Origin of the sequence: Nonomuraea cypriaca (assembly GCF_015645445.1) — a bacterium.
Taxonomy (GTDB): Bacteria; Actinomycetota; Actinomycetes; order Streptosporangiales; family Streptosporangiaceae; genus Nonomuraea; species Nonomuraea cypriaca.
Genome location: NZ_JADOGI010000012.1, coordinates 23492 through 49816, shown reverse-complemented (window position 1 = coordinate 49816; position 26325 = coordinate 23492). Strand labels below are relative to the sequence as shown.

Sequence of the window (26325 nt, the reverse complement as noted above, 5' to 3'; positions counted from 1 at the left end):
GATCGGTGCTAGAAACGCTGACAGCGGCTCTGCGCTCGCTGCTGCCCCATGACTCGGTGATCACCGATCCGGTACGCCTGCGCACGTACGAGTGCGACGGCCTCACCTACCACCGGGCGACCCCCGGCGTGGTCGTGCTCCCCGACACGGCCGAGCAGGTCGCCCGCGTAGTACGCCTCTGCAACGACTTCGGCGTGCCCTTCGTCGCCAGGGGCTCGGGCACGGGCCTGTCGGGCGGCGCGCTGCCGCGCGAGGACGGCGTGCTCATCGTCACCGCCAAGATGCGCGCGATCCTGGAGATCGACCTGCCCGGCCGCAGGGCCGTGGTGGAGCCGGGGGTCACCAACCTGGCCATCACCGAGGCGGTACGCGGCCAGGGCTACTACTACGCGCCCGACCCCTCCAGCCAGCAGGTCTGCTCCATCGGCGGCAACGTCGCGGAGAACTCCGGCGGCGCCCACTGCCTCAAGTACGGCTTCACCGTCAACCACGTCGAGGCCTGCGAGATCGTCACCCCGGACGGCGACCTGGTCACGCTCGACCGCATGGACCCGGGTTACGACCTGCTGGGCGCGTTCATCGGCTCGGAGGGCACGCTGGGCATCGCCACCAAGATCACGGTACGCCTGAGCCGCGCGCCCGAGGCCGTGACCACGGTGCTGGCCGCGTTCGAGAGCATCGAGCAGGGCGGCGAGGCAGTCTCGGCGATCATCGGCGCGGGCATCGTGCCGGCCGCGATCGAGATGATGGACGCCCTGTCCATCGAGGCGGCCGAGGCGGCGGTGGCCTGCTCCTACCCCGAGGGCGCGGGAGCCGTGCTCATCGTGGAGCTGGACGGCCCGGCGGCGGAGGTGGAGCGGCAGTTCGCGCAGCTCGAAGAGATCTGCTCGAGCGCGTTCGAGCTGCGGGTGGCGGCCGACGCGGCGGAGCGGGCGGCGATCTGGAAGGGGCGCAAGTCGGCGTTCGCGGCCGTCGGGCGCATCAGTCCCGCGTACATCGTGCAGGACGGCGTCGTGCCGCGCACCTCGCTGCCCGCGGTGCTGGCCGCCATCGACCGGCTCTCCGCGGAGCACGGCATCAGGGTGGCGAACGTCTTCCACGCGGGCGACGGCAACCTGCACCCGCTGGTGCTGTTCGACGACGCCGAGCCGGGGGCGGGCGAGCGGGCCGAGGTGGTCTCCGGCGCGATCCTGGACCTGTGCATCGAACACGGCGGCTCGATCACGGGCGAGCACGGGGTCGGGGTGGACAAGTCGCGTTACATGACGAGGATGTTCGGCGCGGACGACCTGGACACCATGCAGCTCGTCCGGTGCGCGTTCGACCCCCGGGGCCTGTCCAACCCGGGCAAGGTGTTCCCCACGCCGCGGCTGTGCGGCGAGGTGCCGGGCGTGCGCAAGGGCGTCCACCCGCTGGTCGAGTCAGGGAAGGCGGAGCAGTTCTGATGGCGCCGGCGTGGCAGGGCGTGACGGTCAGGCAGGCGGACGCGGACGACGCCGTGAGCGGGGTGCAGCCCCGCTGGGTGGCGCTGCCGGAGACGGTCGAGGAGGTCGCGGCCGTGCTGCGGGCGTGCGCGGAGGACGACCTGGCGGTCGTTCCCGCGGGCGGCGGTACGAAGCTGCACTGGGGCCGCCCGCCGGAGCGCTGCGACGTGCTGCTCGACATGTGCTGCATGAACACGCTCCTTGAGCACGCGGCCGGCGACCTCGTGGTACGCGCCGAGGCCGGGGTGACGATGGACGCCCTGGCGGCCGCGCTGGCGGAGAAGGGGCAGGAGCTGGCGCTCGACGTGCCGTTCACCGAGAACACGACCGTCGGCGGCACCCTGGCCGCCGCGCTGCCCGGGCCGCGCGCGTTCCGCTACGGCGCCGCGCGGGACCTGCTGATCGGCGTCACCGTCGTGCTGCCCGACGGCACCGTCGCCAGGTCGGGCGGCAAGGTCGTCAAGAACGTCGCGGGCTACGACCTCGGCAAGCTCTTCACCGGCTCGTACGGCACCCTCGGCGTCATCGCGGAGGCCACGTTCCGGCTGCATCCGCTGCCGGCCGCGCGGCGCTGGCTGACGACGGAGCTCGATCGCGCCCAGGTGCCCGGGATCGCGGCGGCGCTGGCCGCGTCGCAGGCCGAGCCGAGCGCGGTCGAGGTGGACTGGCCGGGTCCCGGCGGGCCGGTGACGCTGGCCGCGCTGGTCGAGGGGTCGGCGGCCGAGCCCAGGGCGCAGGCGTTGCGCGAGCTGACCGGCGGCGGGACCATCGGCGACGTGCGGCCCTCGTGGTGGGGGCTGATCCTGCGGGACGACTTGCTGGTGGAGCTGCGGTTCCCGGCCTCGGGGACGCGGGCCGTGCTCGACGCGGCGGCCGCGACCGGCATGGCGCTGCGCGGCTCACCCGTCTCAGGACGGGTGCTGCTGGACTCGGACGCGACCGGCGAGAGCGAGCTGGCCGCCGTCGTGACGGAGCTCCGCGAACGGGTGGAGGCCGCAGGCGGGCGGGTGAGCGTGCTGTCCGCGCCGTACGAAAGCATCGACCGGTGGGGGCAGGTGAGCGGGCTGCCGCTGATGCGGCGGGTCAAGGAACGCTTCGATCCCGGGCGCAGGATGTCTCCCGGACGGTTCGTGGGAGGGATCTGATGATCGATCCGAAACTGATCAACGACTGTGTGCACTGCGGGTTCTGCCTGCCGACATGTCCGACTTATGCCCTGTGGGGCGAGGAAATGGACTCGCCGCGCGGGCGGATCAACCTGATGCAGCAGCACGTCGAGGGCACTCCGATCACCCCGGAGATGGCCGGGCACCTCGACGCCTGCCTGGGCTGCATGGCCTGTGTCACGGCGTGCCCGTCCGGCGTGCAGTACGACAAGCTGATCGAGCAGACCAGGGTCGTGGTGGAGCGGGAGCACGTACGCGAGCCGCGGGAGCGGGCCGTACGCGGCATCGTGTTCAGCCTGTTCCCCTACCCGCGCAGGCTGCGGCTGCTGCGGCCGACGATGTGGCTGGCCCGGCGGATGGCGCCGTTCCTCACCCGGGTGCATCCGAGTCTCGGCGCCATGGCCGCGCTGGCGCCGGGCGTGGAGCACCGGCCGCGGATGCCGCGCGTCGTCAGGGCCAGGGGCGAGCGCCGGGCCGTGGTGGGCATGCTCACCGGTTGCGTGCAGGGTGAGTTCTTCCCGCAGGTGAACGCGGCCACCGCCCGCGTGCTCGCGCTGGAGGGCTGTGACGTGGTGATCCCGCGCTCGCAGGGCTGCTGCGGGGCGCTCAGCGTGCACTCCGGGCGCGACGACCAGGCCAGGCGGCTGGCCCGCCGCACGGCCAGGGCGTTCATGAAGGCCGGGGTCGACACCGTCGTGGTGAACGCGGCCGGCTGCGGCTCCACCATGAAGGAATACGGCGAGTTGCTCGGCGCCGAGCCCGGGTTCAAGGTGAAGGACCTGTCGGAGTTCCTGGCCGAGCTCGGTCCCGTGGCCACGCGGCACCCCATGCCGGTCACCGTCGCCTACCACGACGCCTGCCACCTGGCCCACGCCCAGGGCGTGCGCGCACAGCCGCGCGCGCTGCTGAGCGGCATCCCCGAGCTGGAGCTGCGGGAGATCCCCGAGTCGGCCATCTGCTGCGGGTCGGCGGGCACGTACAACCTGCTGCAGCCCGAGGCCGCGCGCGACCTCGGCGACAGGAAGGCCAAGCAGGTCGGCACGACCGGCGCGGAGCTGCTGGTCTCGGCCAACCCCGGCTGCACCATGCAGATCGCCGCCGCCATGCGGCGGGCCGGCGCGGACATCAGGGTGGCGCACACCGCCGAGGTGCTCGACGCCTCGCTGCGCGGGGTCCCGTTGTGAGCGTCCAGTCCGTCGAGCGGGCACTCGACGTGCTGGAAGCCCTGGCCGCGCACGGTGGCGGGGCCGGGCTGTCGGAGATCGCGGCCAGGACAGGGCTGCCGTACGGCACCATCCACCGGCTGCTGCGGACCCTGCTCGCGCGCGGATACGTACGCCAGGAATCCGACCGGCGCTACGCCCTGGGCGGCGGTCTCGTGCGCCTGGGCGGGATCGCGGAGAGCATGGTGGGCGTGTGGGCGCAGCCGTACCTCACCAAGATGGTCGAGCTGTCCGGCGAGACCGCCAACCTGGCCGTGCTCGAAGGCGACTTCGTCGTCTACGTGGCGCAGGTGCCTTCGCCGCGCAGGCTGCGCATGTTCGCCGAGGTCGGCAGGCGGGTGCTGCCGCACAGTACGGCCGTGGGCAAGGTGCTGCTGGCCGATCGCCCGGCCGCCGACGCGGTGGCCGTGTTCGAACGGACCGGCATGCCCCGCCGCACCCCCAACACGATCACCGACATGGTGGCCATGCTCACCGAGCTCGACCTCGTCAAGGGCCGCGGTTACGCCATGGACCTGGGCGAGGAGGAGCTCGGGGTGCACTGCCTGGCCGTGCCCGTGTGGGACGGCCGGCGGGTGACGGCGGCGATGTCGGTGTCGGGTCCCGCCGAGCGGATCGACGCGCTGGACCGCGACGACCTGGCCGAGGGACTGCGTAAGATCGCCCTCGATTTCGGCAACGAGCTGGCACCGATACCTGACGACGCTCCTGGGTCGAAAACCTAACGACGTATGCTGTTGCGGTATGAGCAACAGCGCCACGGTGCAGTCAGTAGATCGGGCCATTGCCATCCTGGAGATCCTCGCGCGTGAGGGCGCGACCCGGGTGACGGATCTAGCGACCGAACTCGACGTACACAAATCCACAGCTTCCCGGCTGCTGGCGGCGCTGGAACAGGGCCGGCTGGTGGAACAGAGCGGTGATCGGGGGCGCTACCGGCTCGGGTTCGGCGTGGTGCGCCTGGCCGGCGCGGCCACGGCCCAGCTCGATCTGGCGCGGGAGAGCAGCGAGGTGTGCAGGCGGCTGGCCGGGGAGATCGGCGAGACCGTCAACGTCGCGGTGCCGCAGGCCGGCGACGCGGTCAACATCACCCAGGTACGCGGCCCCTCGGCGATCAGCGGGCACAACTGGGTCGGTCAGGGCACCCCGGCGCACGCCACCTCCAGCGGCAAGGTGCTGCTGGCCTTCGGCGCCCTGCCGCTGCCCGCGGAGCTGGAACGCTACACGCCACGGACGATCACGACCGAGGCCGGGCTGGGGCTCGACGAGATCAGGGAGCGCGGCTGGGCCACCACCGTGGAGGAGCTGGAAGTGGGGCTGACCGCGGTGGCCGCGCCGATCAGGGGCAACGACGGGTCGGTGACGGCCGCGGTGAGCGCCTCGGGGCCGTCCTACCGGCTGACGCGGCAGCGGCTGCCCGAGGTGGGCGAACTGCTGGCCGAGGGCGCGCGGGAGATAAGCCGGCGCATCGGCTATTACCTTTAGGACATGTGTAGAAGCATCAAGACGCTGCGGCCCCCGTACACCGAGAGCGTGACCGAGGACGACGTGCGCGCGGCCGCGTTGCAGTACGTCAGGAAGATCTCCGGGTTCCGCGCGCCGGCCGCGCACAACGCGGAGGCGTTCGACCGGGCCGTCGAGACGATCACCAGGGCGTCGGAGGAGCTCCTCGGGGCATTGCAAGTTCGCGGAGGTCGTTGACAGGCACCCCCGGTGGGGGAAGTCTCCGGGTATGACTCCTCCCATGATCAGCGGCTCGTACGAGGGACAGGACGGCGATTCGCGGCTGGCGCTCCGGGTCGACGTCGACGGGGCCCGGCCGACCGGGCGGGTGAGCGGCGACCTGTTCACGGGCGCCTCCTACATGGGCTCGTTCGTGGTCGAGGCGCCGTCCGTGCGGGCCGGGGCCGACGGGACGCGGATCCTGGGGCGCGGGGTCTTCACGGCCGAGACGGCGGTGACGGACGTGAGCGTCACGATCGCCGACGGGTCGGGGACCGCCGTGGTGGCTGGGCGTACCTACCGGGTGGGCTTCGTCTCGCCGTATTTTCGCGGTGTGACGCTGGAGCAGGACTCCGTGGTGGGAACGGTGCCGTTCGTGTCGTACCACACGGGGTCGCTGCCGGGGCCCGGCGGCTCGGCGGCCAGGGAGCTGGACGTGCGGGCGGCGTACGCGGAGGCGGGCGTCGAGGTGACCCTGACCGAGCCGGGGGTGATCCCGGTGGACGGGTCGGGCGCGGACCTGGCGTGGGACGACGCGGAGCTGCATCACGCGATGACGCAGCAGTTCAGCGCGTTCGGGGACGCGCCGGCCTGGCGGTTGTGGCTGCTGGTGGCGAGCAAGCACGTGGGCGGCTACCGGGGGATCATGTTCGACTACAACGACGCCCACCAGCGGCAGGGCTCGGCGGTGTTCTACGACGCCATCAAGGGAACGACGCCGGAGGCGCAGCGGGCGCAGTTACGGACTTATGTGCATGAGTTGGGGCATGCCTTCAACCTGCTGCACTCCTGGCAGAAAAACCTCGCCACCCCGCCCCAGCCCCTCGGCCCCGACGGCGGCTTCGGCGACCTGTCCTGGATGAACTACGTACAGAACTACTCCCCTGGCGGCGAGCCCGCCTACTGGGCGGCGTTCCCGTTCCAGTTCACCGACCCCGAGCTGGTGCACCTGCGGCACGGCTTCCACCGTGACGTGGTCATGGGCGCGAACGCGTTCGGCGTCGGGGCGGCCGAGATCGAGCCGTTCGAGCAGCCGGCCGAGGACTCATCGGGGCTGCGGCTGGAGTTGCGCGCCAAGGAGTCGTTCGAGCTGGGCGAGCCGGTCGTGGTCGAGCTCAAGCTGTCCTGCGCGGGCGGGGCTCGTACGACGCACGGGCACCTGCATCCCGACACGGAGTTCACCCAGGTGTCGATCACGCAGCCGGGCGGCAGGACCGTGTTGTACCGGCCGATGATGCGGCACTGCGTGGACGCCTCGCCGGAGATCCGGCTGGACGCGGGCAACCCGGCGATGTACCGCAGCGCGTACGTCGGGCACGGCCGCGACGGCCACTACTTCCAAGAGCCCGGCGACTACCAGGTCCGCGCCCAGTACGCCGCCGCCGACGGCTCCCGCGTCGTCTCCCCCGCCTGCCTGGTCAGGGTGCGTGTCCCGGTCACCGGCGACGACCACCGGGTGGCCGAGCTGATGCTGGGCGAGGAGCAGGGCAAGCTGTTCTCCCTGCTCGGCTCCGACTCGCCGGCGCTGCGCGCGGGCAACGCGGCGCTGGACGAGATGATCGACCGGTACTCCGGCCACCCATTGTCCGTCTACGCCCGGATGGTCAAGGGGCTCAACGCCGAGCGCGGGTTCAAGGCGCTGACGGCGGACAAGCGGCTGCGGGTCCGCCCGCCGGACCCCAAGCAGGGGGTCGAGCAGCTCGTACGCGTCGTCCGCGCGGCGAGCATCGACAACATCACCCTGAACATGGTGATGCGGCGGCTGGCCAGGGCCGAGGCGCGGCAGGGGGACCTGGACCGGGCGAACGCGGTGATGGACCAGATGGTCGCCACCTTCGCGGCCAAGGGGGTGAACCCGGTCATCATGGGGCAGATCAGGCGACAGGCCGACCTCACCAAGGCGGCGCTCAGCGCCGAAACCTGACGCTCTGGGCGCCAGCAGGCGACGTTCAGCGCCTGACGGCCGCGATGTCTCGGGGTGTCAGGCTCGGCCGGCGGCCATGTCCATCAACCGGGCCAGCACCCGCCCGTCCGAGACCCGCAGGCCGTCATGCTGGTATTCGCCCGTGAGCCAGACACGCGTGTTCCCCACCTGCTCGGCGGTGCGTAGTTGCAGGTCAGCGGGGACATACGTGTCGTCGGAATAGACGGCGGCGATGACCGGTACCTCGTTGGCGGCGAGGCGGGCATGGTCGTACAGGGGTGGCCGGTCGCCGGCGGCGGCGAGCAGGTCGGCGGCGGCCGCGAACGGCCGGAGCGCGTTGATCTCCTCGAACATCCAGCGGTACATCATCTCGCCCGTGAACAGCAGCGGGTCGGCATCGGCGGCGAAGGCCGGATGCTGTGCCAGGGCTCGTTCCGCCGCCCAGCCGGTCGCGCGGCCCGGCTGGTCGAAGGTGTACTCCTGCAAGGCGAAGATCGGGGTGTCGACGAAGCCGGTCATCGCCATGACCTCGTAGCGGAAGCCGTCCGCGAGCGAGGCGCCGTGCCAGGCCCCCTCCAGCATCCAGTGCACCCGCTCGAATCCGTCGCTCATGCCGAACGCGTTGCCGAGCAGCCGCAGCCTCCGGCTGGTCAGCCGGTCGCCGTCGGGGAGTCGTACGTCGTGGGCGTCCAGGTGGTCGGCCAGCCCGCGGACCACGGCCACGTCGCCCGGGTACCGCTGGTAGTAGGCGGCGTTCCTTTCCATCATGTACGGATATGTCCGGGCATACACGTCGTCGGCGGTCGTACCCAGGCCGGGCAGGCCGCCGGTCACGTAACAGGTGCGCAGGCCCTGCGGCGCCTGTGACAGGTAGGCGAGGGTGACGAAGCCGCCATAGCTCTGCCCCAGCGTGTCCCACGGCCGGCCGCCGGTGAGCGCGCCGCGGATCAACTCGGCGTCCGCCGCGATGCTGTCGGCCCGGAAGCGCTCCAGGTAGGCCGCCAGCGAGGCCGGTGCCATGCCGTTCACCGTACGGGCCGTCACCGGCGTGCTGCGGCCGGTGCCCCGCTGATCGAGCAACAGCACCCGATGAGTCTTCAGCGCGTGGCCCAGCCACCCGGCGCCCACCGGCGGCCGGGGCGATTTGCCGCCGGGGCCGCCCTGCAGGAACAGCAGCCAGGGCAGGTCCGTTCCGTCCTGGTCCGGCGCGACCACCTCACGGGCGAACACCTCGATGGTGGCGCCCGCCGGGTCGGCGTGGTCCAGCGGGACGGTGAAGGTGTGGTCGGTCATGCGCAGCAACGGGGCATCCCTTGGTGGGTGGTTGAGGGTGTTCGCCGGGCAGGGCCGCAGCTCCAGGACCAACGGCAAGCTCACGTCCGTGCTGGATGGGCGCGAGCTTGCGCTTATCCACGTCCTGGTCAGGCGGCACCGGTTCGCGTCGCGGTGATCGCCGCTGTGACCACCACCGTGATGTAACGCATCGTGAAGGTGCCTCCCACCGCGTCGACGGCAGCACCGGCACCCTCAAGCACCTCCGCCAGCTTGTCCGGCGGGAGCCTGGTGAGGCCACCGGAGGTGGGCAGCTGGTCCAGCCACTCGTCCCGGGTATAGGGCCGCTCCCAGTCGAACCGCCACTGCTCCGGTTCGCCGAACCCGCCCGCCTCCCGGATCCCGTCGGCGGCCTTGGCACACATCATCTGGCTCCCGGCCAGAACTTCCTTCTGCGTCGTCGGGAACTTGAACGGCGAGTCGGGCACCACCCGGCTGAAGACCGCGGCGCCGGCCTCCGCGATGTCGGGCGGGAGCTCGAACGCGTTCCAGAACACCGCCAGCCGCCCGCCGGGGCGCAGCACCCGCGCCGCCTTGGCCGCTCCGGCGACGGGGTCCACCCAGTGCCAGGCCTGCCCGGCGATGACCGCGTCGAACGTCCGCCCGGCGGGATCCCAGTCCTCGATCGTCGCCACCTCGGCCTCGAGTCCGCCGCGCCGGGCGAAGTCGGCCATCCGCGCGTCGGGCTCGACACCCAGCACCGCACAGCCGGCCGCCTGGAACTGCCTGGCCGCTATCCCGGTGCCGCAGCCGACGTCGAGAACGTCGGGTCCTGGGCTGGCGGCGACGATCCGATCCACCATGGCGTCGGGGTAGCGCGGGCGGGTCCGGTCGTAGCGTTCGGCGTCCACGCCGAACGACTCCGCCATCTGCCGGTGCTGATGAGGCTCGTTCTCGGAAGACGCTATAGTGGGCATGCGCCCACCTTAGTGGGCATGCGCCCACTCAGCAAGGGCCTGGCGAGCGAAGGCAGGTATGCACGGTGCCGACAGGCGTGGCCATCCGCGACGTACGCGAGCAGTTGTTCGACGCCGCAGAACGCGTCCTGCTCAGGGACGGGCCGCACGCGCTGACCAGCCGGGCGGTCACTACCGAGGCGGGCGTCGCCAAGGGCGTCCTGCACCGGCACTTCGACGACTTCGACGCCTTCCTCGCCGAACTCGTGCTCGACCGCATCGCCCGGATGGAAGCCCAGGCCGCCGCCCTGCGGGAGTCCGCCGGCACCGGCACCGTGGCCGGCAACCTCACCGATGCGCTGATGACCTTGTTCCAGTCGGTCGCGGTGGCGATCGTCGCCCTCATCACCTTCCGTGACGACCTGCGCGCCCGGCTGCGCCAGGCCAGACCGGGCGGCGGCATCCCGCTGGCGACGGAGGCGGCGGCCATGATCGCCTCCTACCTCACCGCGGAACGCGACCTGGGCCGCATCGCACCGGACGCCGACATCAACACCCTCGCCCCCACCCTGATCGGCGCCGGCCACCTGCAGTTCGCCGACCGCGAAGTCCCCCCACCGGACACCGCCGCCGTCCACAAGATGGTGACCACGGTCATCGCCGGCGTCGTGACGGCTCAGTCCTGACGGGTGACCGGCTGGCCGCCCGCGCAGGTGATTTCGAGTTCGACCTCTTCCCCATCGTCGAGCTCGAACTCGACCTTGGCCTCATGGCCAGGCCCCGGCTCCACGTGGTCCACCGAGTAGTCCTGGGCGGGGCTCCACGAGCGCAGCGTGATCTGGTCGCCGTCGCAGGAGGCGATCACGGTGCCGCCCGCGCTGCGGATCAACTTCCCCTGGGGCGCCTGCGAAGGGGTGCCGCTCGGCGCGGTGACCGTGCGCGGAGTGACCGTGGCCAGGGCCGCGCGTACCTCCGCCTGACTGAGCACGTGGCTGGAGCCGCCGGTGAGGCCGGTGCCGAGCAGCCCGAGCACCGCCACGGCCACGCCGGTGGCGGCGACCGCGGTGACGGCCCAGGCCAGCACGAGTCTCTTCATCCCAGCGAGCTTCCCCCATGTACGACTAAGGCCAGGTTAAGGCGACGCTAACGCCGCCTCACGCATGACCAGGAAGCGTCTACGTTCCTTCATATGGCTGACATTCTCCTCATCGAGGACGACGTGGCGATTCGCACGGCGCTCAGCCGCGGGTTGCGGGAGCTGGGTCACGCCGTCTCCTCCTCCCCGACGGCGCTGGACGGGCTGCGGCTGGCCGTACAGGATCGTCCTGATCTGATCGTGCTCGATCTGGGGTTGCCCGATCTCGACGGGGTTGAGCTGCTGCGGATGTTGCGGGCGGTCAGCCGGGTGCCGGTGATCGTGGCGACGGCCCGCGACGGGGACGCCGAGATGGTTCCGGTGCTGGATGCGGGGGCCGACGACTATGTGGTCAAGCCGTACAGCGCGGCGCAGCTCGACGCGCGGGTGCGGGCGGTGTTGCGGCGCGCGGGCGGGTCGGCGCCGGAGCCGCTGGCGGTGGGTGCGCTGCGGGTGGATCCGCGGGCGCGTACCGCCACGCTCGACGGGGCGGCGCTGGATCTGACGCCGCGCGAGTTCGACGTGCTGCACTATCTCGCCGCGCGGCCCGGTGAGGTGGTCACCAAGCGGGAGTTGCTGACCGAGGTGTGGCAGTTGCCGTACGGCGGGGCGGACAAGACCGTGGACGTGCATCTGTCGTGGCTGCGCAGGAAACTGGGCGAGACGGCGTCCGAGCCGCGTTACCTGCACACGGTGCGCGGCGTCGGCGTCAAGCTGGTCGAGCCGTCATGACTCTCACGTTGGCACGGGACCTGCCGTGGGACCCGGTTGAGGCCACTGGGCCGCTGAGGCCGGTGGTGTCGTGAGGCGGTGGCTGGCGCTGCTGGTGGCGGCCACGACGTCGCTGGTGCTGATCGCGTTGCTGGTGCCCATGGCGCTGCTGATCCGCGCCGTGGCCGAGAACGGCGCGTTGAGCAGGGCCACGGCCGCCGCCGAGTCGGTCGCGGTCGCGGTGGGCACGCCGGACCTGGCTCTGGCTGTGGAGCAGGTGCGGCGTCCTGTGACGGTGTTCCTGCCCGACGGGCGTACGGTGGGCGAGGCCGCCACCCGTACCGACGCCGTACGCTTGGCCGCGACGGGACGCAGCGTGACCGCCTCCGCCGAAGGGGGCACGGAGGTGCTCGTCTCGGCGCAATCGCCCGAGGGCACGGCCGTGATCAGGGTGTTCGTGCCGGACGACGAGCTGATGAGAGGCGTGCGGGAGGCGTGGCTGGCGCTGCTCCTGCTCGGCCTCGCGCTCGTGGTGCTGGGGATCGTGCTGGCCGACCGGCTGGCGCTGGCGGTGACGCGGCCGGTGGACGGGCTCGCCAGGGTCTCGCACCGGCTCGCGGGGGGCGATCTGACGGCTCGGGCGGAGCTCGGTGGGCCTCCCGAGGTGCGTTCCGTGGCGCTGGCGCTCAACCAGCTCGCGGGGCGGATCGACGAACTGCTGGTGGCGGAGCGGGAGTCCGTGGCGGACCTGTCGCACCGGCTGCGTACCCCGTTGACGGGTCTGCGGCTAGACGCGGAGTCACTGCACGACCCGGAGGAGGCGGCGCGGATGCAGGCCAGGGTGGACGCGCTGGAGCGGGCGGTGAGCGCGGTCATCACGGAGGCGCGGCGCCGCTCGGCCGGGCGCGACTCCTGCGACGCGGCGGCGGTGGTGCGGGAGCGGGTGCGGTTCTGGTCGGTGCTGGCCGAGGACCAGGGGCGCGAGGTGACGGTCTCCCTGCCCGCCGCGCCGCTGCCGGTCGCGGTGGGTGCCGAGGAGCTGGCGGCCTGCGTGGACGCGCTGCTCGGCAACGTCTTCGCGCACACCCCCGAAGGATCCGCCATGTCCGTACGATTGGCGCCCGATCCTGCCGGCGCCCTGCTGGCGGTCGAGGACTCGGGACCGGGATTCGATCCCGCGCTCCTGGAACGGGGGAACAGCGGCGGCGGCTCGACCGGGCTCGGCCTCGACATCGCCCGCCGCACCGCCGAGGCGTCAGGAGGCAGCTTGACCGTCTCCGCGCCCGCGGGCGGCGGGGCGCGCGTGGAGGTGTTCCTGACCACCCCTTAGCGGAGGATGTGGCCTTGAAGCCGACATCAACGAAGCGTTACTCAAACCCGCCTGCTGCCTCATCATTTTCCGGCCATTCGTGATCATGGACTACCGTGCCGGTCATGAGCACGGACGACTGGTTGACCGACACCCGAGCCTCTTACGACACGGTCGCTGTCAGCTACGCCGACCAACTGCGCGATGCCATCGCCGGGCATCAGTACCTCCGTGCGGCTCTGGCGTTGTTCGCCGGCAACGTGCGGGCCGCGGGCGGCGGGCCGGTGGCGGATGTCGGCTGCGGCCCCGGACACGTTACCGCCCACCTGCACGAGCTCGGTGTCGATGCCTTCGGTATCGACCTCTCCCCTGGAATGATCGACGTGGCCCGGCGCGACCACCCCGGTCTGCGGTTCGAGGTGGGCACGATGACGGACCTGGACCTCCCGGCCGCCTCTGTGGCAGGCGTGCTCGCCTGGCAGTCGTTGATCCACATCCCAGACGACGAGGTGCCGAGTGTGTTCGGGCACTTCCATCGAGCGTTGCGTCCAGGCGGACCGCTGCAGCTCCTGTTTCACGTCGGCGACGAGTCGCGGTTGAAGACACAGGGCTACGGCGGTCACCCGATGAAGGTCCATGTCCACCTCCGCCAGCCGGACCAGGTGGCCACCTGGCTGCGTGACGCCGGATTCGAGGTCGAGGCCCAGATGCTGCTTGACCCGGATGAGAAGGCTTCGCAAGCGTTTCTTTTCGCACGCCGTAAGCCCTACCGGTAGTTCAGAGAAACCCGCCTGAGATGTCCCGTGATCAACATCAATCCGAGCTGCGGATGCTGGAGCCCGGAGTCGCCTTCATCCACATCAGCGACTTCAAGACCGGGCGGCCTGGGAACGCTGTTCGGGGTCATCCCGGTCGAGCCAGTCGCCCTTGACGTACGGCCACACGGAGACAGGACGTGGCGGCGGACTCTTCCCCGCCATGCAGCCGGACGACACCGCCTGTCTCTTCGCCGGCATCGGCCCGGAACGCCTCAGTCGGCGGGGCGAGGTCCCACTCCCGCCCGACGGCGCTCATGACGGCCTGTGACAAGAGGGTGGTGGCATAGGACATCGCGGCTCCTGAAGCAGGATACGTGGAGGTTTCCGGCGTTTGTATCACTAGAGGCATGCAGCATGTCGGCCGCTTCCAAGGCGAGCTCCCGTGAGGAGATGGGAGGAGGCGGCCTTAACCACCGCTTAGCGCGCGGTTACCCGAGATCGCGATTTCGTGGGGACATGCAGATCACGAAGAAGTTCATCATCATCGGCATGGGGATCACCTCGCTGGTCGCGGGCGGGGGCGCCGCCTTCGCCGCCACGACCTCCGCGTCCACGCCGACCGCGGCCGCGATCGCGCCGAAGGTCACGGCGGAGCGGGCCATGGAAATCGCGCACAAGACGGTACCGGGAGCCTGGGTCAGCGAGGTCGACTACGACCGACGGAGCGCGCGGCCGGACGTGTGGGAGATCGACCTGGTCAAGGGCTCGCAGCGGCACGAGCTGGACGTCGACACGGCCACGGGCCGGGTCACCGACCACGCGACGGGCCGAGACGACCACGACGGCCGAGACGACGACGGTCGGGACGATGACCACGGGGGCCGGGACGACGACCACGACGACGACTGATCCCCCGTTTTCCTGAGACGCCGGCCTGCCAGGGTGGGCCGGCGTCGTGTGAGGACGCTTCCCGAACGCTCGATTGACGCCATGTTCGAGGCTGTCTTGGGCTACCGCGTGCGGCGCGCTGGATATCTTAAGCGCACTGGCGTCGAGGACCAGACCGCGACCCGCGATCTGGCAGCTCTCGCCAACGCCGGAATCCTCATCCCACACGGCAACGGAAGGGGACGCTTCTACACTGCGGGTGAGCCGCTTCAACAGATACAACAGAGCCGTCGAGCAAGGCGCACGGCGCTCACCGATCCGTACCCGTGGATGCGGCCGCGTCTCGCCACAACATCTTGAGTGCGAATCAGCCCTTGGCAGGTTGATCAGCAACGTGCACAATTGCGCCCGTGAAAGCGTACGTCGGAGTCACTGACGGAAGCTGGTACCGGTTCCTCTCCGCGCGTCCGACGCTCACCGAGGTCAACTTCTGGCGCCCCTCAAGCAGCCGCGAATTTCGTGCGCTCGACCATGGCGAACCGTTCTTCTTCAAGACCCACCACCCTCACAACCGCGTAGTCGGCGGTGGCTTCTTCAGTGGCTTCGCGCCCCTTCGCGTCTCGGAGGCATGGGAACTCTTCGGGCAGGGCAACGGTGCTGCGAGCCTTGTCGAGTTGCGCCACCAGGTCGGGCGCTACCGCAGCCAGCCGATAGTCCCTGGGGAGGACCCGGTCATCGGCTGCGTCATCATCCGAGACGTCTTCTTTTTCCCGGACGACCGGATCGCCGGGCCACCGCCAGACTTCGCACCCAACATCGTTCAGGGCAAAAGCTACGACCTCGCAAGTCACGGAGCAGCCGACTACTTTCATGACCTGCTGCGCAGGATCGGCATCCGCGTCAACATCGACCTGTCGGAGCCATGGCACCGGGACGGGCCGGTCTACGGCGATCCCCGACTGGCCCCGCGCAGGCTCGGCCAGCAGGCTTTCCAGGCCGTAGTCCTGCATGCGTACGAACGCCGATGCGCGATCAGCGGGGACCGGATCCGGCCAGTTCTGCAGGCGGCCCACATCCGCCCGGTCGCGGCGGGGGGCGAGCATCGCCTGGACAATGGATTACTTCTCCGCTCGGATGTGCACACGCTGTTCGATCGCGGCTACCTGGCGATCGATCCCAAGCACCGACTGCTGGTCAGCCCGAGACTGCGCGAGGAGTTCGGGAACGGCGAGGAGTTCTACCGCCGGGCCGGCCAGGAAATCAACGTTCCGGGCCGGCCTCGGGACCGGCCGAAACGCGAGGCTCTCGAGTGGCACCTCGACGAGGTGTTCCTGACTACGTAGGTCCGACATTCACCACTTGAGCACGTACCGGCTGTGCGACATCGAGGCCACATCATGCGGCAATCGATTCGGCCATGGGAACCACATCCGCGTTCGGTTGGATACCGCCGAGGAAACTGGGTTTCATACCTGAAGACCCGACATTTACTTATCCTGCCCCAGAATGGGATTATTCACCGCTGGCGGCACGAGGATATCAAGCAGCCAACCTGATCCAAATCCAGCGGGTATCGTATTCCGCTTTAGCTTCGGAACCACGATCAACATGGATCGAGAGTATAGTCAGATGGCTAGGCGGGAAACTGCGGTAGCAGGGGGCAGCCATGTCGGAGAAATCGGCCGGCGCGCTCAAGGTGTACGTCTCGTCGACCGTCCGTGACCTGGGCGCCTACCGGGACGGCGTCATCCATGCCATCCGGCGACTGGGCTGCCATTGCGTTGCGATGGAGGACTACGGCGCTGACACCATGCCGCCGATCGAGCGATGTGTCACCGATGTCGCCTCGTGCGACCTCTATGTCGGTATCGTGGCCTGGTCGTACGGATTCACGCCACCAGGTCATGAGGAATCGTTCGTCGCCGAGGAATATCAGGCTGCGATCCGCAACGATATTCCTACACTGATCTTCCTGCTCAAGGACGACCATCCGTGGCCGCCTAAGCTAATCGACCGTGGCGAGCCCGGCAGACGTTTGGAGGAGTTTCGGGCGAAACTACAGCGGACGGGCCTGGTCGAGTTCTTCACCGTGGTAGACGATCTCACGGCACGCGTCTCAGCCGCCGTGGCTCGCCACGCCCTGCGGCGACGGATGCTCTCGTCGCCGTCCCGTGTCGACACCGGCACTCTGGAGGCCTACCAGCAATGGGCGATCGACCGGCACGGTTATATCGAAATGGTTGGCGTCGGCAGCCAAGAGTACTTCTTCCCGCTCGGCGAGGTCTTCGTCGTCCCTGAATTGCGGACTGTGCGACCGGGACAGCCTTCGGGCAGCGAGGACCATACGCACAACGTCACGATCGACGGCATTCTCCGCCTGGACGAAGCCATGCAGGGTGTGGTTGTCTTCGGCGAGCCTGGCGCGGGCAAGACGACCGTGCTTGCTCATCTGCTGGCGACCACGCTGTTGCACGGCGGTTCCGTGTTCGGCCTGGACGTTGACACCGTCCCGATTCTGGTGCCACTGCGTCACCTCACCGCGGAGGCGATGCGTCGGCCGCTGGCCGAGTTCGTGGAGGCCGAGCTCGCCGCCGCCGCGCCGGGTCGTTTCCCGGACGACTTCGTACGTCAGTTGTGGCGGCGCGGTCGGCTGCTGCTGTTGCTGGACGGCATCGACGAGGCCGGCGCCGCGTCATCCCGGGCCGCCATGATCGCGTATCTTCGCGGCCAGGCTCATGGCCTGCGTGCCCGTAAGATCACTCTGGTCGCGTCTTGCCGGACCGCCGCACGGGTGGACGCCGTCAAGCTCGGGCCCCGGTTCTCATTCTTCGAAGTGCGGCCGCTGCCGGATACCAAGATCACCGAGTTCATCCGCCGGTGGTTCCACGCGGCACAGCGCTTCACCGAGTCCGGTGGGGCGAGCTTAGCCACCGACTGGTCGCTGCTCGGTGACGAACTGGCCCAAAGTCTCGTGTCCCGGAGCGTCGCCAACCACCGGTTCGCGGTGCTCGCGTCTTCGCCACTCATTCTCAGCCTGCTGTGCGTGATAGCGCTACGGGGTGGCGAAGTGCCGCACAGCGAAGTGGATTTCTACCGGGAGTGCCTCCGTACCCTGCTGGGCCGGTGGGCGCGGGCAAAAGGCATCGAGCCGCCGCTTTCGGCGGCCGACGCGCACACCATTCTGCGACTGCTTGCCGTCCATCTGCATAACGCCGGTGAACGCGACTTCGACGCCGAAGAGTTCGAGCGGATCACAGCGACGCCGATCGTGAAGCTACGGACGGCCGATGGTCGCGTGACTGATCCCAAGTCGGTCCTGGAATGGTTACACCACGGTGCCGGTGTGCTGACTTCGCCGTCGACGGAAACGTACAGCTTCAGCCATCTCACCTTTCAGGAATACTTGACGGCGAGCCACCTCGCAGACAACTCGCGTGAGCTCGTCCGGGCCGCTACGCACCTTGGTGAGAAGTGGTGGCGCGAGGTGCTGCTGTTCACGGTCCAACTCGCGAGCCGCGAGACAGCGGCCCAGTTCTTCGCCGCCGCGCTCACGCCGCCGCTCGTGGAACGCAGCCACGCGGCGTTGCGCCAGTGCGTGGAAACCGTGACATCGCTGAACACGCTGCCGTTCGTGCGTTTCCTGGAGGACCCCGCCGTTCCGGCTGGCGCGAAAGCGCACGTCCTGCGCATGTTCGTCAACCATCCGGACCACGAGATCAGCCGAGTGGCGCGATCGCTGTCCAGGCACGACTCCCCGGAAGTCTCGGCACTCGCGATCCGGATCCGGGAAAAGGCCGCCGAGAGCGCCACGGCGAGGGCGACCACCGTCATGAATCCGGAGGAGCCGATCGTCGAGCCATTCACCGGAATCCTGCTGAGGCCGATACCGGCCGGACAGTTCACCATGGGCGCCGATGACATCGGAGTAGCCGAGCAGCCAGAGCATCTTGTGCGCGTCTCCTCGTTCTGGCTGGCCGAAACGACAGTGACGAACCGGCACTACGAACTGTTCCTCAAGGCGACCCAGCACTCGGAGCCCGCATTCTGGCGGGAGCCGATGTTCGCCGGGCCGGACCTACCCGTCGTGGGTGTGAACTGGTACGACGCCACCGAATTCTGCCGATGGCTGGCCACCCTTTCCAGGTTGCCGTTCACGCTGCCAAGTGAGGCGCAATGGGAGTACGCGGCCCGCGGCACGGACGGTAGACGGTATCCATGGGGCTCGGAGCCTCCTGACCGCACCAGGGCCTGCTACTACGAAGGGCAGATCGACAGTCACCCCGAACCGGTGGGGTCGTTCCCGCTCGGCCGGGGACCGTTCGGCTGTATGGACCAGGCCGGCAATGTGTGGGAGTGGTGCCTGGACGTCTGGGACCCAGACGCCTACAGCGCGCGACTGGACCAGGTTACCGTGGATCCGGTGGTGAGCACCGGTAATGCGTCAATGCGCGTGCTGCGCGGTGGGAACTGGTGGTTCACCATCGAAGGTCTGGACGCCGCGTACCGATTCCGCAATCCAGTGGATAACCGGAACGACGACATCGGGTTTCGGGTCGCGCTGAACCCGCAGTAACCGGAAGGGCTGAAATGCATTTTCTACCGGGGCGGGCCACGGATTTCCGGGACATGTCACTGTATCCAATCGGTAATGGCACGCTGCTGGTGACCGCATGTGACGCGGCGGGTGGCATCGGTGAGAAGGGGGAGGATATCGAGCCTGCCCCACCGGAAAGCGTCGGCTATTTCTGCGCGCGCGTCACGATGCTGGAGTTATTGACACTCGGTGCGACAATTTGTAGCGTGTCGTGCACATTTAGTGTCGAGCGGGAGCCCACCGGGCGACGACTTCTGGCGGGTGTCCGAAAGCAGCTTCGTGAGGAGTCGCTAGATGGCCGCATCGCATTCACCATCAGCTCGGAGAACAACTTTCCGAGCGTCCAGACCGGTATCGGGGTCACCATGAGCGGGCTGGTCGGTGAACGGGACGTGCCGTGGGACGCCGTTCATCCCGGCGACCGGCTGCTCGTGCTCGGGTCACGTCTGGTCGGCCGCCATGTCCGGGTCGGCCATCCAGCGATGGTGCGTGTGCCCACGGTCCGGAGTCTGGTCAAGTGCGACGAAGTGCGCGAGGTCATCCCCGTCGGCTCTGGCGGCGTAGCCGGAGAGCTGGCCCAGCTCGCGGCACGCGGAATCCGGATCGACACCTCGAGCCACGCGGACACGGCGGACTGGTCAGGCAGCGGGGGTCCCGCCACCGCCGTGCTGGTCATCGCCGCGTCGGACTTCGACCTGCCCGCGGCAGCCGCTCACCTTCAGCCGGACGTGCCCATCCAGTGGATCGGGCAAGTCACGGACATCTCCAAGCGGGCCGGGCGGTGACGGCGTCGGGCGCCGTCGCGGTCGTCACCGGCGGTGCCTCGGGCATCGGCCAAGCGACCGTGCGCGTCCTGGCAGGACGTGGGACGGCGACGGTCATCGGCTACCTGAACAGCGCACAAGAAGCGGTCAAGCTGGCCGACGAGCTTGACCGCGCTGGATCGCCCACCATCGCGGTGCGTGCCGACGTCACCGACGAGGCTGAGGTTGCCCGGTTGGTAGACCGAGCGCTGGCCCGCTTCGGACGAATCGACTATCTGGTCAACAACGCCGGCGCGACGATTGCCCGCGGACCGGTCGAGGAACTGCCGTTGTCGGTGTGGCACCGATCGCTCGCCGTTAATCTCACCAGCGCCTATCTCATGTGCCGGGCGGCGATACCGGCCTTGCGCGACCAGAGCGGCGCTGCCATCGTCAACGTGGCTTCATCGTCCGGGTTCACCGGTGGCAGCCGGGGCTCGGCGCATTACGCGGCGGCGAAAGCGGGACTAGTCGGACTCACCCGGGCATTGGCGGGCGAACTTGCACCGTTTGACATTCGGGTGAACGCGGTCGCGCCCGCCTCAATCGATACGCCGTTCCATGAGAAGTGGCCACCCGCGACGCCACCTGAATCGTGGATTCCAGGCCTGCCGTTGGGCCGGCTGGGTTCGCCAGTGGACGTCGCGGATGCCATTGCCTTTCTTCTTTGCGACACAGCCGGGTTCATCACTGGGCAAACCGTCCACATCAATGGCGGCTCACGCATGTATTGATGGTAGCGTTGGTGCGCCCACAATCTCGAAAAGGACAGATCCGCATGAACGGTGAACTTGTCCCAGACCCGCGAATTGCCGCCATCCAGCGAGCGCGCAGGATAGCGGCGGCAACTCTCGCCAAGGCAATACGCGAGGAAGCGCCGAAGCTTAGCGAACTGTCCCTCTGCACACGTTGGGGGCAGTTGCTCGCGGACCACGAAGAGCTGCTGTCGGAAGGCTGGTATCAGCCGCCGCCAAATGGCATCAGTGCACTGATCGGCACCCCACCCGACTTCAAACGCATGTCCTATGTGTCGCTGCGCCACGAGGCCACGTGGCCGCGAGCCGACATCACCCTCGGCGGCAATTCCATTATGTACGCCTATTGCTCCCCCGTCGATCGGGAAACGAAAATGATCGGGGACTTGGGGATCACGCTCTACAACGGAGCGGACTCGCGGATCAAGGACCATCTCGCCGCCTGCTTCGACATCACCGCGCAGGTGGCTGCGTACGCGGAAGTCGGCATGGAGTTGCGTGAACTCTACCGATTCGCAGCCGACCTCATCGATAAGGCCGCCCTGGCCAACGAGACGTTCAGCACCACCGACCAGTCGGGCGGCGTCGACGTCGGACACACGCTGCCGTGGAGTTTCAACCAGCCCACCTCCGAGGAACAACAGGCCCTCGACAGCGGTGACCTCCTGGTCATCGCGCGGACGATCAGCGACGCGCGGCATTTCCTGAACGCCGAGGAAGGCCAGCGGATCCTACCGACGATGGGCTTCACAGTGGAGCCGAGGATGGCAGGCCCGGAATATCCGCTGGCCAGCTTCCATGTACTCGTCACATTCACCGATGGGGTAAAGCGCATCCACGCCGATTTCTCCGAACTGCTTGACCTGTTCGACATGCCGTCCTATCTGCCGCGACGAGCCCTTGAAACACTTGGCTGCGGCTAGTCACCCATTCGATTTCCCAGCGCGGAGGAGACGATATCGTGCGAGACGCGGAATACGTGCTCGACCAAGGTGGCAAGGTCGTCGTCTCTCTTGGCGGATCGAAGTGCGAGATCAACTGCGCCCACTGCTACATCTTCGCGCCAGGATTCCAGTACTTTCCCAGCCGCGGACCCGAGGAGATAGTCGATCGGCTGGCTGAATTCGGCGACGAGCTCACCACGGTATATCTTTCGGGGGACATCGAGCCATTCTTGGAACCGGCGAAAGCCATCGAGTTCCTGTCGCTCGCGGCCGACCGCCTCGACGTGGACCTGCTGTTCACGACGAGGCTCCTGATCGATACCGAATGGTACGCGCCACTGCGCGACGTCGCCGACCGCCAGTTCGCGAAACGCCGCCTGGTCGTGGGCTGTGTGTCCATTCCGGCATGGCAGGGCTTCCGCCGTTTCGAACGGAGCCGCCGGGTGGCCACACCGCAGGAGAGAGTCGACCAGCTGGGCCGGTTCGCGACGGAACTCCGCATACCCACGATGCTCGCTGCCAGACCGACCTTTCCCGCCGAGTTGGTGCCGCTCTCAGAGTATCGCCGGCTGCTGGAGGCCGCGGCTCAGCACAGCACGGTCATCCTCGGGGAGGCCCTGTTCCTGGACACCGACGGCGTGATCGAACGGCGACTGCGAACCTCGATCGACAACGAGTTCACGATTGGCCGAATGAGTTTCTTCGACCAGAATCGCGACTGGAAGATCGTCCATGCGGAGAGTCAGATCGCCGGCCTGCGCCGGATCTGCGAAGAGCTCGACAAGCCGTTCTACCTGCGCAGCATGCCGGGTGTCGAGCTCATTCGTGACCACTGGGACCGCGACTCCGGCGAGCTTGCCGTCGAACGGGTCTACCCGTTACCGGTCCCGGACTTCGGATGATGCGGCGGATGCGTATCGTCGGACTGAACATGGGCGTCACCAGGGACGGCTCGGTCCGTCTCAAGGACGGGGCCGCGGCGCTCGCCGTCGACGGACACGTCACGGTCGCGATCGCCGAGGAGCGACTGTCGCGCCGGAAGCACGACGGTGGCGCGCGGCTCGCGTTCGAGTACTGCCTCGACACGGCCGGTGCGACCCGCGACGACATCGACATGGTGGTCGTGAGCACGTGCAGCGAGGAAGCCGCGGAGGACGGCTACGGGGCGGACCTGCTCGGGATGGCTCCGTCGAAGATCCACGCTATGCCGTCCCACCACCTGTCGCATGCCTGCTCGGCGTTCTATCCGTCACCCTTCGACGAGGCCGTCGTGGTTGTCCTGGACAATGAGGGCAACCTACTCGGCCCTCCGGCAGAGCAGCGGTGGAACAGCCGGTTCGAACGCAACACCTACTTCGTCGGCCGTGGCGGCGACGTCAGCGTGCTCGAAGCAGCCGATGACGGCTTGGATGAGGCGGAGATCGGCCCCGGCGAGGTCTATCGGCACTTCACCTACTATCTCGGGTGGCCGTCCTATGTGCACGCAGGCAAGACGATGGGCTTGTCGGCGTACGGGCGGCCGGGCGCGTTCGGTGACGTCCGGCTGTTCCGGTTGGAAGATGGCAGGTTGCGCTCGAGCCTGCCGAATGGCCACGACGATCCGATCCATGCCATCCAAGCGTTCTTTGCTGACCAGGGCGTCGACATCGGCCCGCCCCGACGGAGGTCCGAGCCGCTGACACAGCGGCATGCCGATATCGCCCGGCTGGTCCAGGACTGCCTCGAAGAGGCGCTGCTGGCCAAGGTGTACTGGCTGCACGCGAAAACCGGCATCGACAACCTCTGCCTGGCGGGCGGTGTAGCGCTGAACTGTGTGGCGAATCGTCGTCTCCTCGACGAGTCGCCGTTCCGCAGGCTGTTCGTGCCCTTCGCGCCGGGCGACACCGGTCAGTGCGTGGGGAACGCCCTGTACGGCTGGCATGTGCTTGCGTCGGGGGCGAGGCGGTACGACTCCGTGCCACCCGCTCAACTGGGACGGACCTTCGCCGGGACAGAGATAGAGACCGCCTTACGGCATGCGGAGCTGCTCGTCGAGAAGGTGGACAACACCGTCGTGGAGACGGCGCGACTGGTGGCGGACGGCCACGTCGTCGCTTGGTTCCAAGGCGGCAGCGAACTCGGACCGCGAGCGCTCGGCGGCCGTAGCATCGTCGCCGACCCCCGCGACGCGGCGATGCCGAACTACTTGAACCTGGTGGTCAAGGGACGCGAACCCTTCCGGCCTTTCGCGCCCAGCGTCCTGGCCGACCTCGCCGACGAGTACTTCGACCTGGCCACCTCCGCCCCCTACATGGAGTTGGTGGCAACGGTGCGGCAACCCATGCGGCACATGGTGCCGGCTATCGTGCATGTCGACGGGACCGCACGTCTACAGACCGTCGCTCGCGGCGGTCTCTACGCCGGGCTGATCGAGGCGTTCTACGCCCTGACCGGGATCCCGATGGTGCTCAACACCTCGCTGAACCTGGGCGGCGAGCCGATCGTGGAAACCCCGGAGGACGCCGTCGAGTGCTTCTTGCGCTCCTCGCTGGACCGGCTGGTGATCGACCAGTATGTGGTGCGTAGACGAGTCGACAGTGACAAGCCGGGCATCGCGCGGTGGAGGGCGGCATGAGCGATCCGTTCATGGAGCTGCTCAGGGAGATGGGCCTGGGTCGCCGGGGAGATCCTTTGCTTGCCCAGCCCGCACGCCGCTTTGAACTGCCCGCCGAACAGGAGCAGGCGGCGATGGTCCTGGCGGACCTGGTGACCGCGCTGGACCAGATCTGCGCCGCACGCCCGTTCCCGAAGGGGAGCGGTATCGCGGCACCACAACTGGGCCGGCCAGTGGCCGCCGCGATCGTACGTCCGCGGGGCATGGCGGACATCGCGCTACTGAATCCGTGCGTCGTAGATCATTCCGACGAGATCGACGTCCAGTGGGAGGGCTGCCTTTCCTGCTTTCAACTGCGTGGCCGGGTTTCGCGTTCCCGCGCCATCACCGTCCGCTGGGCCATGCCCGACGGCCAAACTGTCGAACGGCGGTTCACCGACGGCGCGGCGCGTATGGTGGCGCATGAGTGCGATCACCTGGAAGGCGTCCTTTACCTCGACCGGCTGGTCGAGGGGACTCAACCCATCGGCATCGAGGAATACACCGACGGGCACCGTCCATGGCTCTACAGGCCGAGGAGCACGTCGACGACTTCCGTTACAGAACCTCTGAAATGAATGGTCAGCGCGTCATGCGCATGACGAGTGGCCGGTGGTCGGAGGCGGTGGTCGACAGTACGGAGCCGCTCGTGGTCGTGACGCCCTTGGTGTAGATGTAGTCGATGCGGGCGTCGCCGAGGGTGGGCTTGTTCGCGTACTTGGCGCCGGTGTCCAGCCAGCCCGCGCTCACGAACTTCCTCGAGAGCGTGTCGGTGGGCTTGGCGTTGAAGTCGCCGGTGAGGATCAGGCCGGTTCTGGAGCCGAAATACGTACGCACCTTGTCCGCCTGGGCCTCGCGGCGGGCCACTGAGGTCGCCGACAGGCCGGGCGACAGGTGGGTGCTGAAGACCGTGATCGACGTGCCGCCGCCGAGGTCGAGTTTGGCGCCGGCCATGGAGCGGTTGACCGGGCAGGTGGCGAAGTCGGTGAGCGGGATGGTGACCCGTTCGAGGATCTTGTACGAGGACAGGATCGCGTTGCCGGCCATACCCGGTTGCGGGTCGTCACAAGGGCCGACGTTGTCGCCGGCGCCGAAGTGGGCGTTGGCGGTGATGTTCCAGCCGAGTTCGTCGGCCAGTTGCCGCACCTGGTCGGCGTCCGGCCTGCGGTGGATCTCCTGGAGTGTGACGATGTTGGCGCCGCTGTCGCGGATCACCTTCGCGATGGCCGTCATGTCGGCGCTCTCGCCGTGGATGTTCCAGCCGAGGACGACGAGGCTCGTCGCGGCCTGTGCAGCACCGGCAGGTACGGCGGTGGCGGCCAGCGCTAACGCTGCGATCACAGAAATCCGGTGTTTCACGCGCATGCCCACGGATCTTACGGACATCATGACTGACCGTATAGCCGTCAGCAGCCGTCGAGGATGGTCTCCATGGCGTCCTTCTCCGCCGCGGTGATCCAGACGTCGTACTTCGCCTTCACGTCGATCTGGCGGGCGATGTAGGCGCAGCGGTACGACTTGCGCGGCGGGAGCCAGGTGGCGGCGTCGGAGTCACTCTTCTGACCGTTCAGGGGGCCGTCCACGGCGAGGAGGTTCAGCGGGTCGTTGGCGAACTCCTTGCGCTTGGTCTCCGACCACTGCTGCGCGCCCTTCTGCCAGGCGTCCGACAGCGGCACCAGGTGATCGATCTGGACCTCCGAGCTGGTGTCCTGACCGCGCTCGAACTCGATCGTCTTGCCGCTGAACGGGTCATCCAGCGTGCCGGTCAGCACGATGCAGTCCTTGGTGCCGGCCCTGAACGTCTCGTTCTCCAGGTCGCGCTTGAGTATGTCGTTACGGGTGTCGCAGCCGTTGCGGTCCACGTCGGACCAGGCGGGGCCGAACTCGTCGCGGTCGAAGCCCGTCTTGGGGGCGCGGCCCTTGACGGCGAGATCGGCCAGTTTCTCGCGGGCCTCCGACACGGATGCCGAGTCGGGCTCGGCGGGCCCCGCGGAGCCCGCCTCAAGCCCTCCACAGCCGGTCAACATCGCCGTGATGGCCAAACCGGCC

25 protein-coding genes are annotated in these 26325 nt (G+C 68.6%); 20 read left to right on the top strand and 5 right to left on the bottom strand.

The window, feature by feature from the left end; all coding sequences use genetic code 11:
- Positions 1 to 5: 5 nt before the first annotated feature.
- From ITP53_RS06230 to ITP53_RS06200, 7 genes are read left to right on the top strand one after another with little or no spacing between them, the layout of a single operon-like run.
- A complete protein-coding gene (locus tag ITP53_RS06230; RefSeq protein WP_195894325.1) occupies positions 6 to 1445 on the top strand; it encodes an FAD-linked oxidase C-terminal domain-containing protein in 1440 nt (479 codons plus the stop codon).
- The gene (locus ITP53_RS06225) at positions 1445 to 2629 is read left to right on the top strand and encodes an FAD-binding oxidoreductase (protein ID WP_195894324.1); all 1185 of its coding nucleotides are present in this window, start codon (positions 1445 to 1447) and stop codon (positions 2627 to 2629) included. The genes ITP53_RS06230 and ITP53_RS06225 overlap by 1 nt, the downstream gene beginning before the upstream one ends.
- Positions 2629 to 3834, top strand: a complete 1206-nt coding sequence (locus ITP53_RS06220; RefSeq protein WP_195894323.1) for a (Fe-S)-binding protein — start codon at positions 2629 to 2631, stop codon at positions 3832 to 3834. The genes ITP53_RS06225 and ITP53_RS06220 overlap by 1 nt, the downstream gene beginning before the upstream one ends.
- Positions 3831 to 4598, top strand: coding sequence for an IclR family transcriptional regulator (locus tag ITP53_RS06215; protein ID WP_195894322.1), 768 nt, complete (start codon positions 3831 to 3833; stop codon positions 4596 to 4598). The genes ITP53_RS06220 and ITP53_RS06215 overlap by 4 nt, the downstream gene beginning before the upstream one ends.
- Before the next feature lie 19 nt (positions 4599 to 4617).
- Complete coding sequence (locus ITP53_RS06210) at positions 4618 to 5358, top strand: IclR family transcriptional regulator (protein WP_195894321.1); 741 nt, start codon at positions 4618 to 4620, stop codon at positions 5356 to 5358.
- 3 nt (positions 5359 to 5361) lie between these two features.
- Positions 5362 to 5574 carry a DUF2277 domain-containing protein gene (locus ITP53_RS06205; protein ID WP_195894320.1) on the top strand — a complete coding sequence of 71 codons (213 nt, stop codon included), beginning with the start codon at positions 5362 to 5364 and terminating at the stop codon, positions 5572 to 5574.
- Between the two features lie 43 nt (positions 5575 to 5617).
- Positions 5618 to 7519 carry a hypothetical protein gene (locus ITP53_RS06200; protein ID WP_195894319.1) on the top strand — a complete coding sequence of 634 codons (1902 nt, stop codon included), beginning with the start codon at positions 5618 to 5620 and terminating at the stop codon, positions 7517 to 7519.
- A 57-nt stretch (positions 7520 to 7576) separates the two neighbouring features.
- Here ITP53_RS06200 and ITP53_RS06195 read toward each other — a convergent pair whose 3' ends face one another.
- Positions 7577 to 8896 (bottom strand): alpha/beta fold hydrolase, encoded by a 1320-nt coding sequence (locus ITP53_RS06195; protein WP_328814111.1) that lies wholly within the window; start codon positions 8894 to 8896, stop codon positions 7577 to 7579.
- A 44-nt stretch (positions 8897 to 8940) separates the two neighbouring features.
- A complete protein-coding gene (locus ITP53_RS06190; protein WP_195894318.1) occupies positions 8941 to 9768 on the bottom strand; it encodes a class I SAM-dependent methyltransferase in 828 nt (275 codons plus the stop codon).
- Positions 9769 to 9833: 65 nt separating this feature from the next.
- Between ITP53_RS06190 and ITP53_RS06185 the strand changes: the two genes are divergently transcribed.
- On the top strand, positions 9834 to 10433 hold the full coding sequence (locus ITP53_RS06185) for a TetR/AcrR family transcriptional regulator (protein WP_195894317.1): 600 nt from the start codon (positions 9834 to 9836) through the stop codon (positions 10431 to 10433).
- Here the strand turns inward: ITP53_RS06185 and ITP53_RS06180 are convergent.
- Positions 10424 to 10843 (bottom strand): hypothetical protein, encoded by a 420-nt coding sequence (locus ITP53_RS06180; RefSeq protein ID WP_195894316.1) that lies wholly within the window; start codon positions 10841 to 10843, stop codon positions 10424 to 10426. The two genes, ITP53_RS06185 and ITP53_RS06180, sit on opposite strands and share 10 nt — an antisense overlap.
- 93 nt (positions 10844 to 10936) lie before the next feature.
- Here ITP53_RS06180 and ITP53_RS06175 point away from each other — a divergent pair, with 93 nt between their 5' ends.
- The 12 genes from ITP53_RS06175 to ITP53_RS06120 all read left to right on the top strand — a co-directional run bounded on the left by ITP53_RS06175 (position 10937) and on the right by ITP53_RS06120 (position 24854).
- Positions 10937 to 11614, top strand: a complete 678-nt coding sequence (locus ITP53_RS06175; RefSeq protein WP_195894315.1) for a response regulator transcription factor — start codon at positions 10937 to 10939, stop codon at positions 11612 to 11614.
- Between the two features lie 70 nt (positions 11615 to 11684).
- On the top strand, positions 11685 to 12923 hold the full coding sequence (locus tag ITP53_RS06170) for a sensor histidine kinase (RefSeq protein WP_195894314.1): 1239 nt from the start codon (positions 11685 to 11687) through the stop codon (positions 12921 to 12923).
- Positions 12924 to 13027: 104 nt separating this feature from the next.
- A complete protein-coding gene (locus tag ITP53_RS06165; protein WP_195894313.1) occupies positions 13028 to 13678 on the top strand; it encodes a class I SAM-dependent DNA methyltransferase in 651 nt (216 codons plus the stop codon).
- Between the two features lie 498 nt (positions 13679 to 14176).
- Positions 14177 to 14569 carry a PepSY domain-containing protein gene (locus tag ITP53_RS06160; RefSeq protein WP_195894312.1) on the top strand — a complete coding sequence of 131 codons (393 nt, stop codon included), beginning with the start codon at positions 14177 to 14179 and terminating at the stop codon, positions 14567 to 14569.
- Between the two features lie 389 nt (positions 14570 to 14958).
- Positions 14959 to 15891 carry an HNH endonuclease gene (locus tag ITP53_RS06155; RefSeq protein WP_195894311.1) on the top strand — a complete coding sequence of 311 codons (933 nt, stop codon included), beginning with the start codon at positions 14959 to 14961 and terminating at the stop codon, positions 15889 to 15891.
- A gap of 323 nt (positions 15892 to 16214) precedes the next feature.
- The gene (locus tag ITP53_RS06150) at positions 16215 to 19121 is read left to right on the top strand and encodes an SUMF1/EgtB/PvdO family nonheme iron enzyme (protein WP_195894310.1); all 2907 of its coding nucleotides are present in this window, start codon (positions 16215 to 16217) and stop codon (positions 19119 to 19121) included.
- A gap of 14 nt (positions 19122 to 19135) precedes the next feature.
- Positions 19136 to 19927, top strand: coding sequence for a hypothetical protein (locus ITP53_RS06145; protein ID WP_195894309.1), 792 nt, complete (start codon positions 19136 to 19138; stop codon positions 19925 to 19927).
- On the top strand, positions 19924 to 20679 hold the full coding sequence (locus ITP53_RS06140; protein WP_195894308.1) for an SDR family NAD(P)-dependent oxidoreductase: 756 nt from the start codon (positions 19924 to 19926) through the stop codon (positions 20677 to 20679). The genes ITP53_RS06145 and ITP53_RS06140 overlap by 4 nt, the downstream gene beginning before the upstream one ends.
- A 44-nt stretch (positions 20680 to 20723) precedes the next feature.
- Entirely contained in the window at positions 20724 to 21623 is a 900-nt protein-coding gene (locus ITP53_RS06135) for a M24 family metallopeptidase (protein ID WP_195894307.1), read from the top strand.
- 38 nt (positions 21624 to 21661) lie between these two features.
- Positions 21662 to 22546: a hypothetical protein gene (locus tag ITP53_RS06130; protein WP_195894306.1), complete on the top strand. Its 885-nt coding sequence runs from the start codon at positions 21662 to 21664 to the stop codon at positions 22544 to 22546.
- A gap of 8 nt (positions 22547 to 22554) precedes the next feature.
- The gene (locus ITP53_RS06125) at positions 22555 to 24258 is read left to right on the top strand and encodes a carbamoyltransferase family protein (RefSeq protein WP_195894305.1); all 1704 of its coding nucleotides are present in this window, start codon (positions 22555 to 22557) and stop codon (positions 24256 to 24258) included.
- A complete protein-coding gene (locus tag ITP53_RS06120; protein ID WP_195894304.1) occupies positions 24255 to 24854 on the top strand; it encodes a peptide deformylase in 600 nt (199 codons plus the stop codon). The genes ITP53_RS06125 and ITP53_RS06120 overlap by 4 nt, the downstream gene beginning before the upstream one ends.
- 4 nt (positions 24855 to 24858) lie before the next feature.
- On the opposite strand, the gene ITP53_RS06115 is transcribed toward ITP53_RS06120, so the two are convergent.
- Positions 24859 to 25617, bottom strand: a complete 759-nt coding sequence (locus tag ITP53_RS06115; RefSeq protein WP_195894303.1) for an endonuclease/exonuclease/phosphatase family protein — start codon at positions 25615 to 25617, stop codon at positions 24859 to 24861.
- A gap of 65 nt (positions 25618 to 25682) precedes the next feature.
- Complete coding sequence (locus tag ITP53_RS06110; RefSeq protein ID WP_195894302.1) at positions 25683 to 26303, bottom strand: HNH endonuclease family protein; 621 nt, start codon at positions 26301 to 26303, stop codon at positions 25683 to 25685.
- Positions 26304 to 26325: the final 22 nt, after the last annotated feature.

Excerpts from the sequence above, each read along its gene's own strand:
- ITP53_RS06180 (WP_195894316.1), bottom strand. The coding sequence starts at position 10,843 with ATGAAGAGACTCGTGCTGGCCTGGGCCGTCACCGCGGTCGCCGCCACC.
- ITP53_RS06220 (WP_195894323.1), top strand. The coding sequence starts at position 2,629 with ATGATCGATCCGAAACTGATCAACGACTGTGTGCACTGCGGGTTCTGC.
- ITP53_RS06160 (WP_195894312.1), top strand. The coding sequence starts at position 14,177 with ATGCAGATCACGAAGAAGTTCATCATCATCGGCATGGGGATCACCTCG.
- ITP53_RS06120 (WP_195894304.1), top strand. The coding sequence starts at position 24,255 with ATGAGCGATCCGTTCATGGAGCTGCTCAGGGAGATGGGCCTGGGTCGC.
- ITP53_RS06135 (WP_195894307.1), top strand. The coding sequence starts at position 20,724 with ATGAACGGTGAACTTGTCCCAGACCCGCGAATTGCCGCCATCCAGCGA.
- ITP53_RS06205 (WP_195894320.1), top strand. The coding sequence starts at position 5,362 with ATGTGTAGAAGCATCAAGACGCTGCGGCCCCCGTACACCGAGAGCGTG.
- ITP53_RS06175 (WP_195894315.1), top strand. The coding sequence starts at position 10,937 with ATGGCTGACATTCTCCTCATCGAGGACGACGTGGCGATTCGCACGGCG.
- ITP53_RS06150 (WP_195894310.1), top strand. The coding sequence starts at position 16,215 with ATGTCGGAGAAATCGGCCGGCGCGCTCAAGGTGTACGTCTCGTCGACC.
- ITP53_RS06145 (WP_195894309.1), top strand. The coding sequence starts at position 19,136 with ATGCATTTTCTACCGGGGCGGGCCACGGATTTCCGGGACATGTCACTG.
- ITP53_RS06125 (WP_195894305.1), top strand. The coding sequence starts at position 22,555 with ATGCGTATCGTCGGACTGAACATGGGCGTCACCAGGGACGGCTCGGTC.
- ITP53_RS06225 (WP_195894324.1), top strand. The coding sequence starts at position 1,445 with ATGGCGCCGGCGTGGCAGGGCGTGACGGTCAGGCAGGCGGACGCGGAC.
- ITP53_RS06110 (WP_195894302.1), bottom strand. The coding sequence starts at position 26,303 with ATGTTGACCGGCTGTGGAGGGCTTGAGGCGGGCTCCGCGGGGCCCGCC.
- ITP53_RS06200 (WP_195894319.1), top strand. The coding sequence starts at position 5,618 with ATGATCAGCGGCTCGTACGAGGGACAGGACGGCGATTCGCGGCTGGCG.
- ITP53_RS06165 (WP_195894313.1), top strand. The coding sequence starts at position 13,028 with ATGAGCACGGACGACTGGTTGACCGACACCCGAGCCTCTTACGACACG.
- ITP53_RS06190 (WP_195894318.1), bottom strand. The coding sequence starts at position 9,768 with ATGCCCACTATAGCGTCTTCCGAGAACGAGCCTCATCAGCACCGGCAG.
- ITP53_RS06210 (WP_195894321.1), top strand. The coding sequence starts at position 4,618 with ATGAGCAACAGCGCCACGGTGCAGTCAGTAGATCGGGCCATTGCCATC.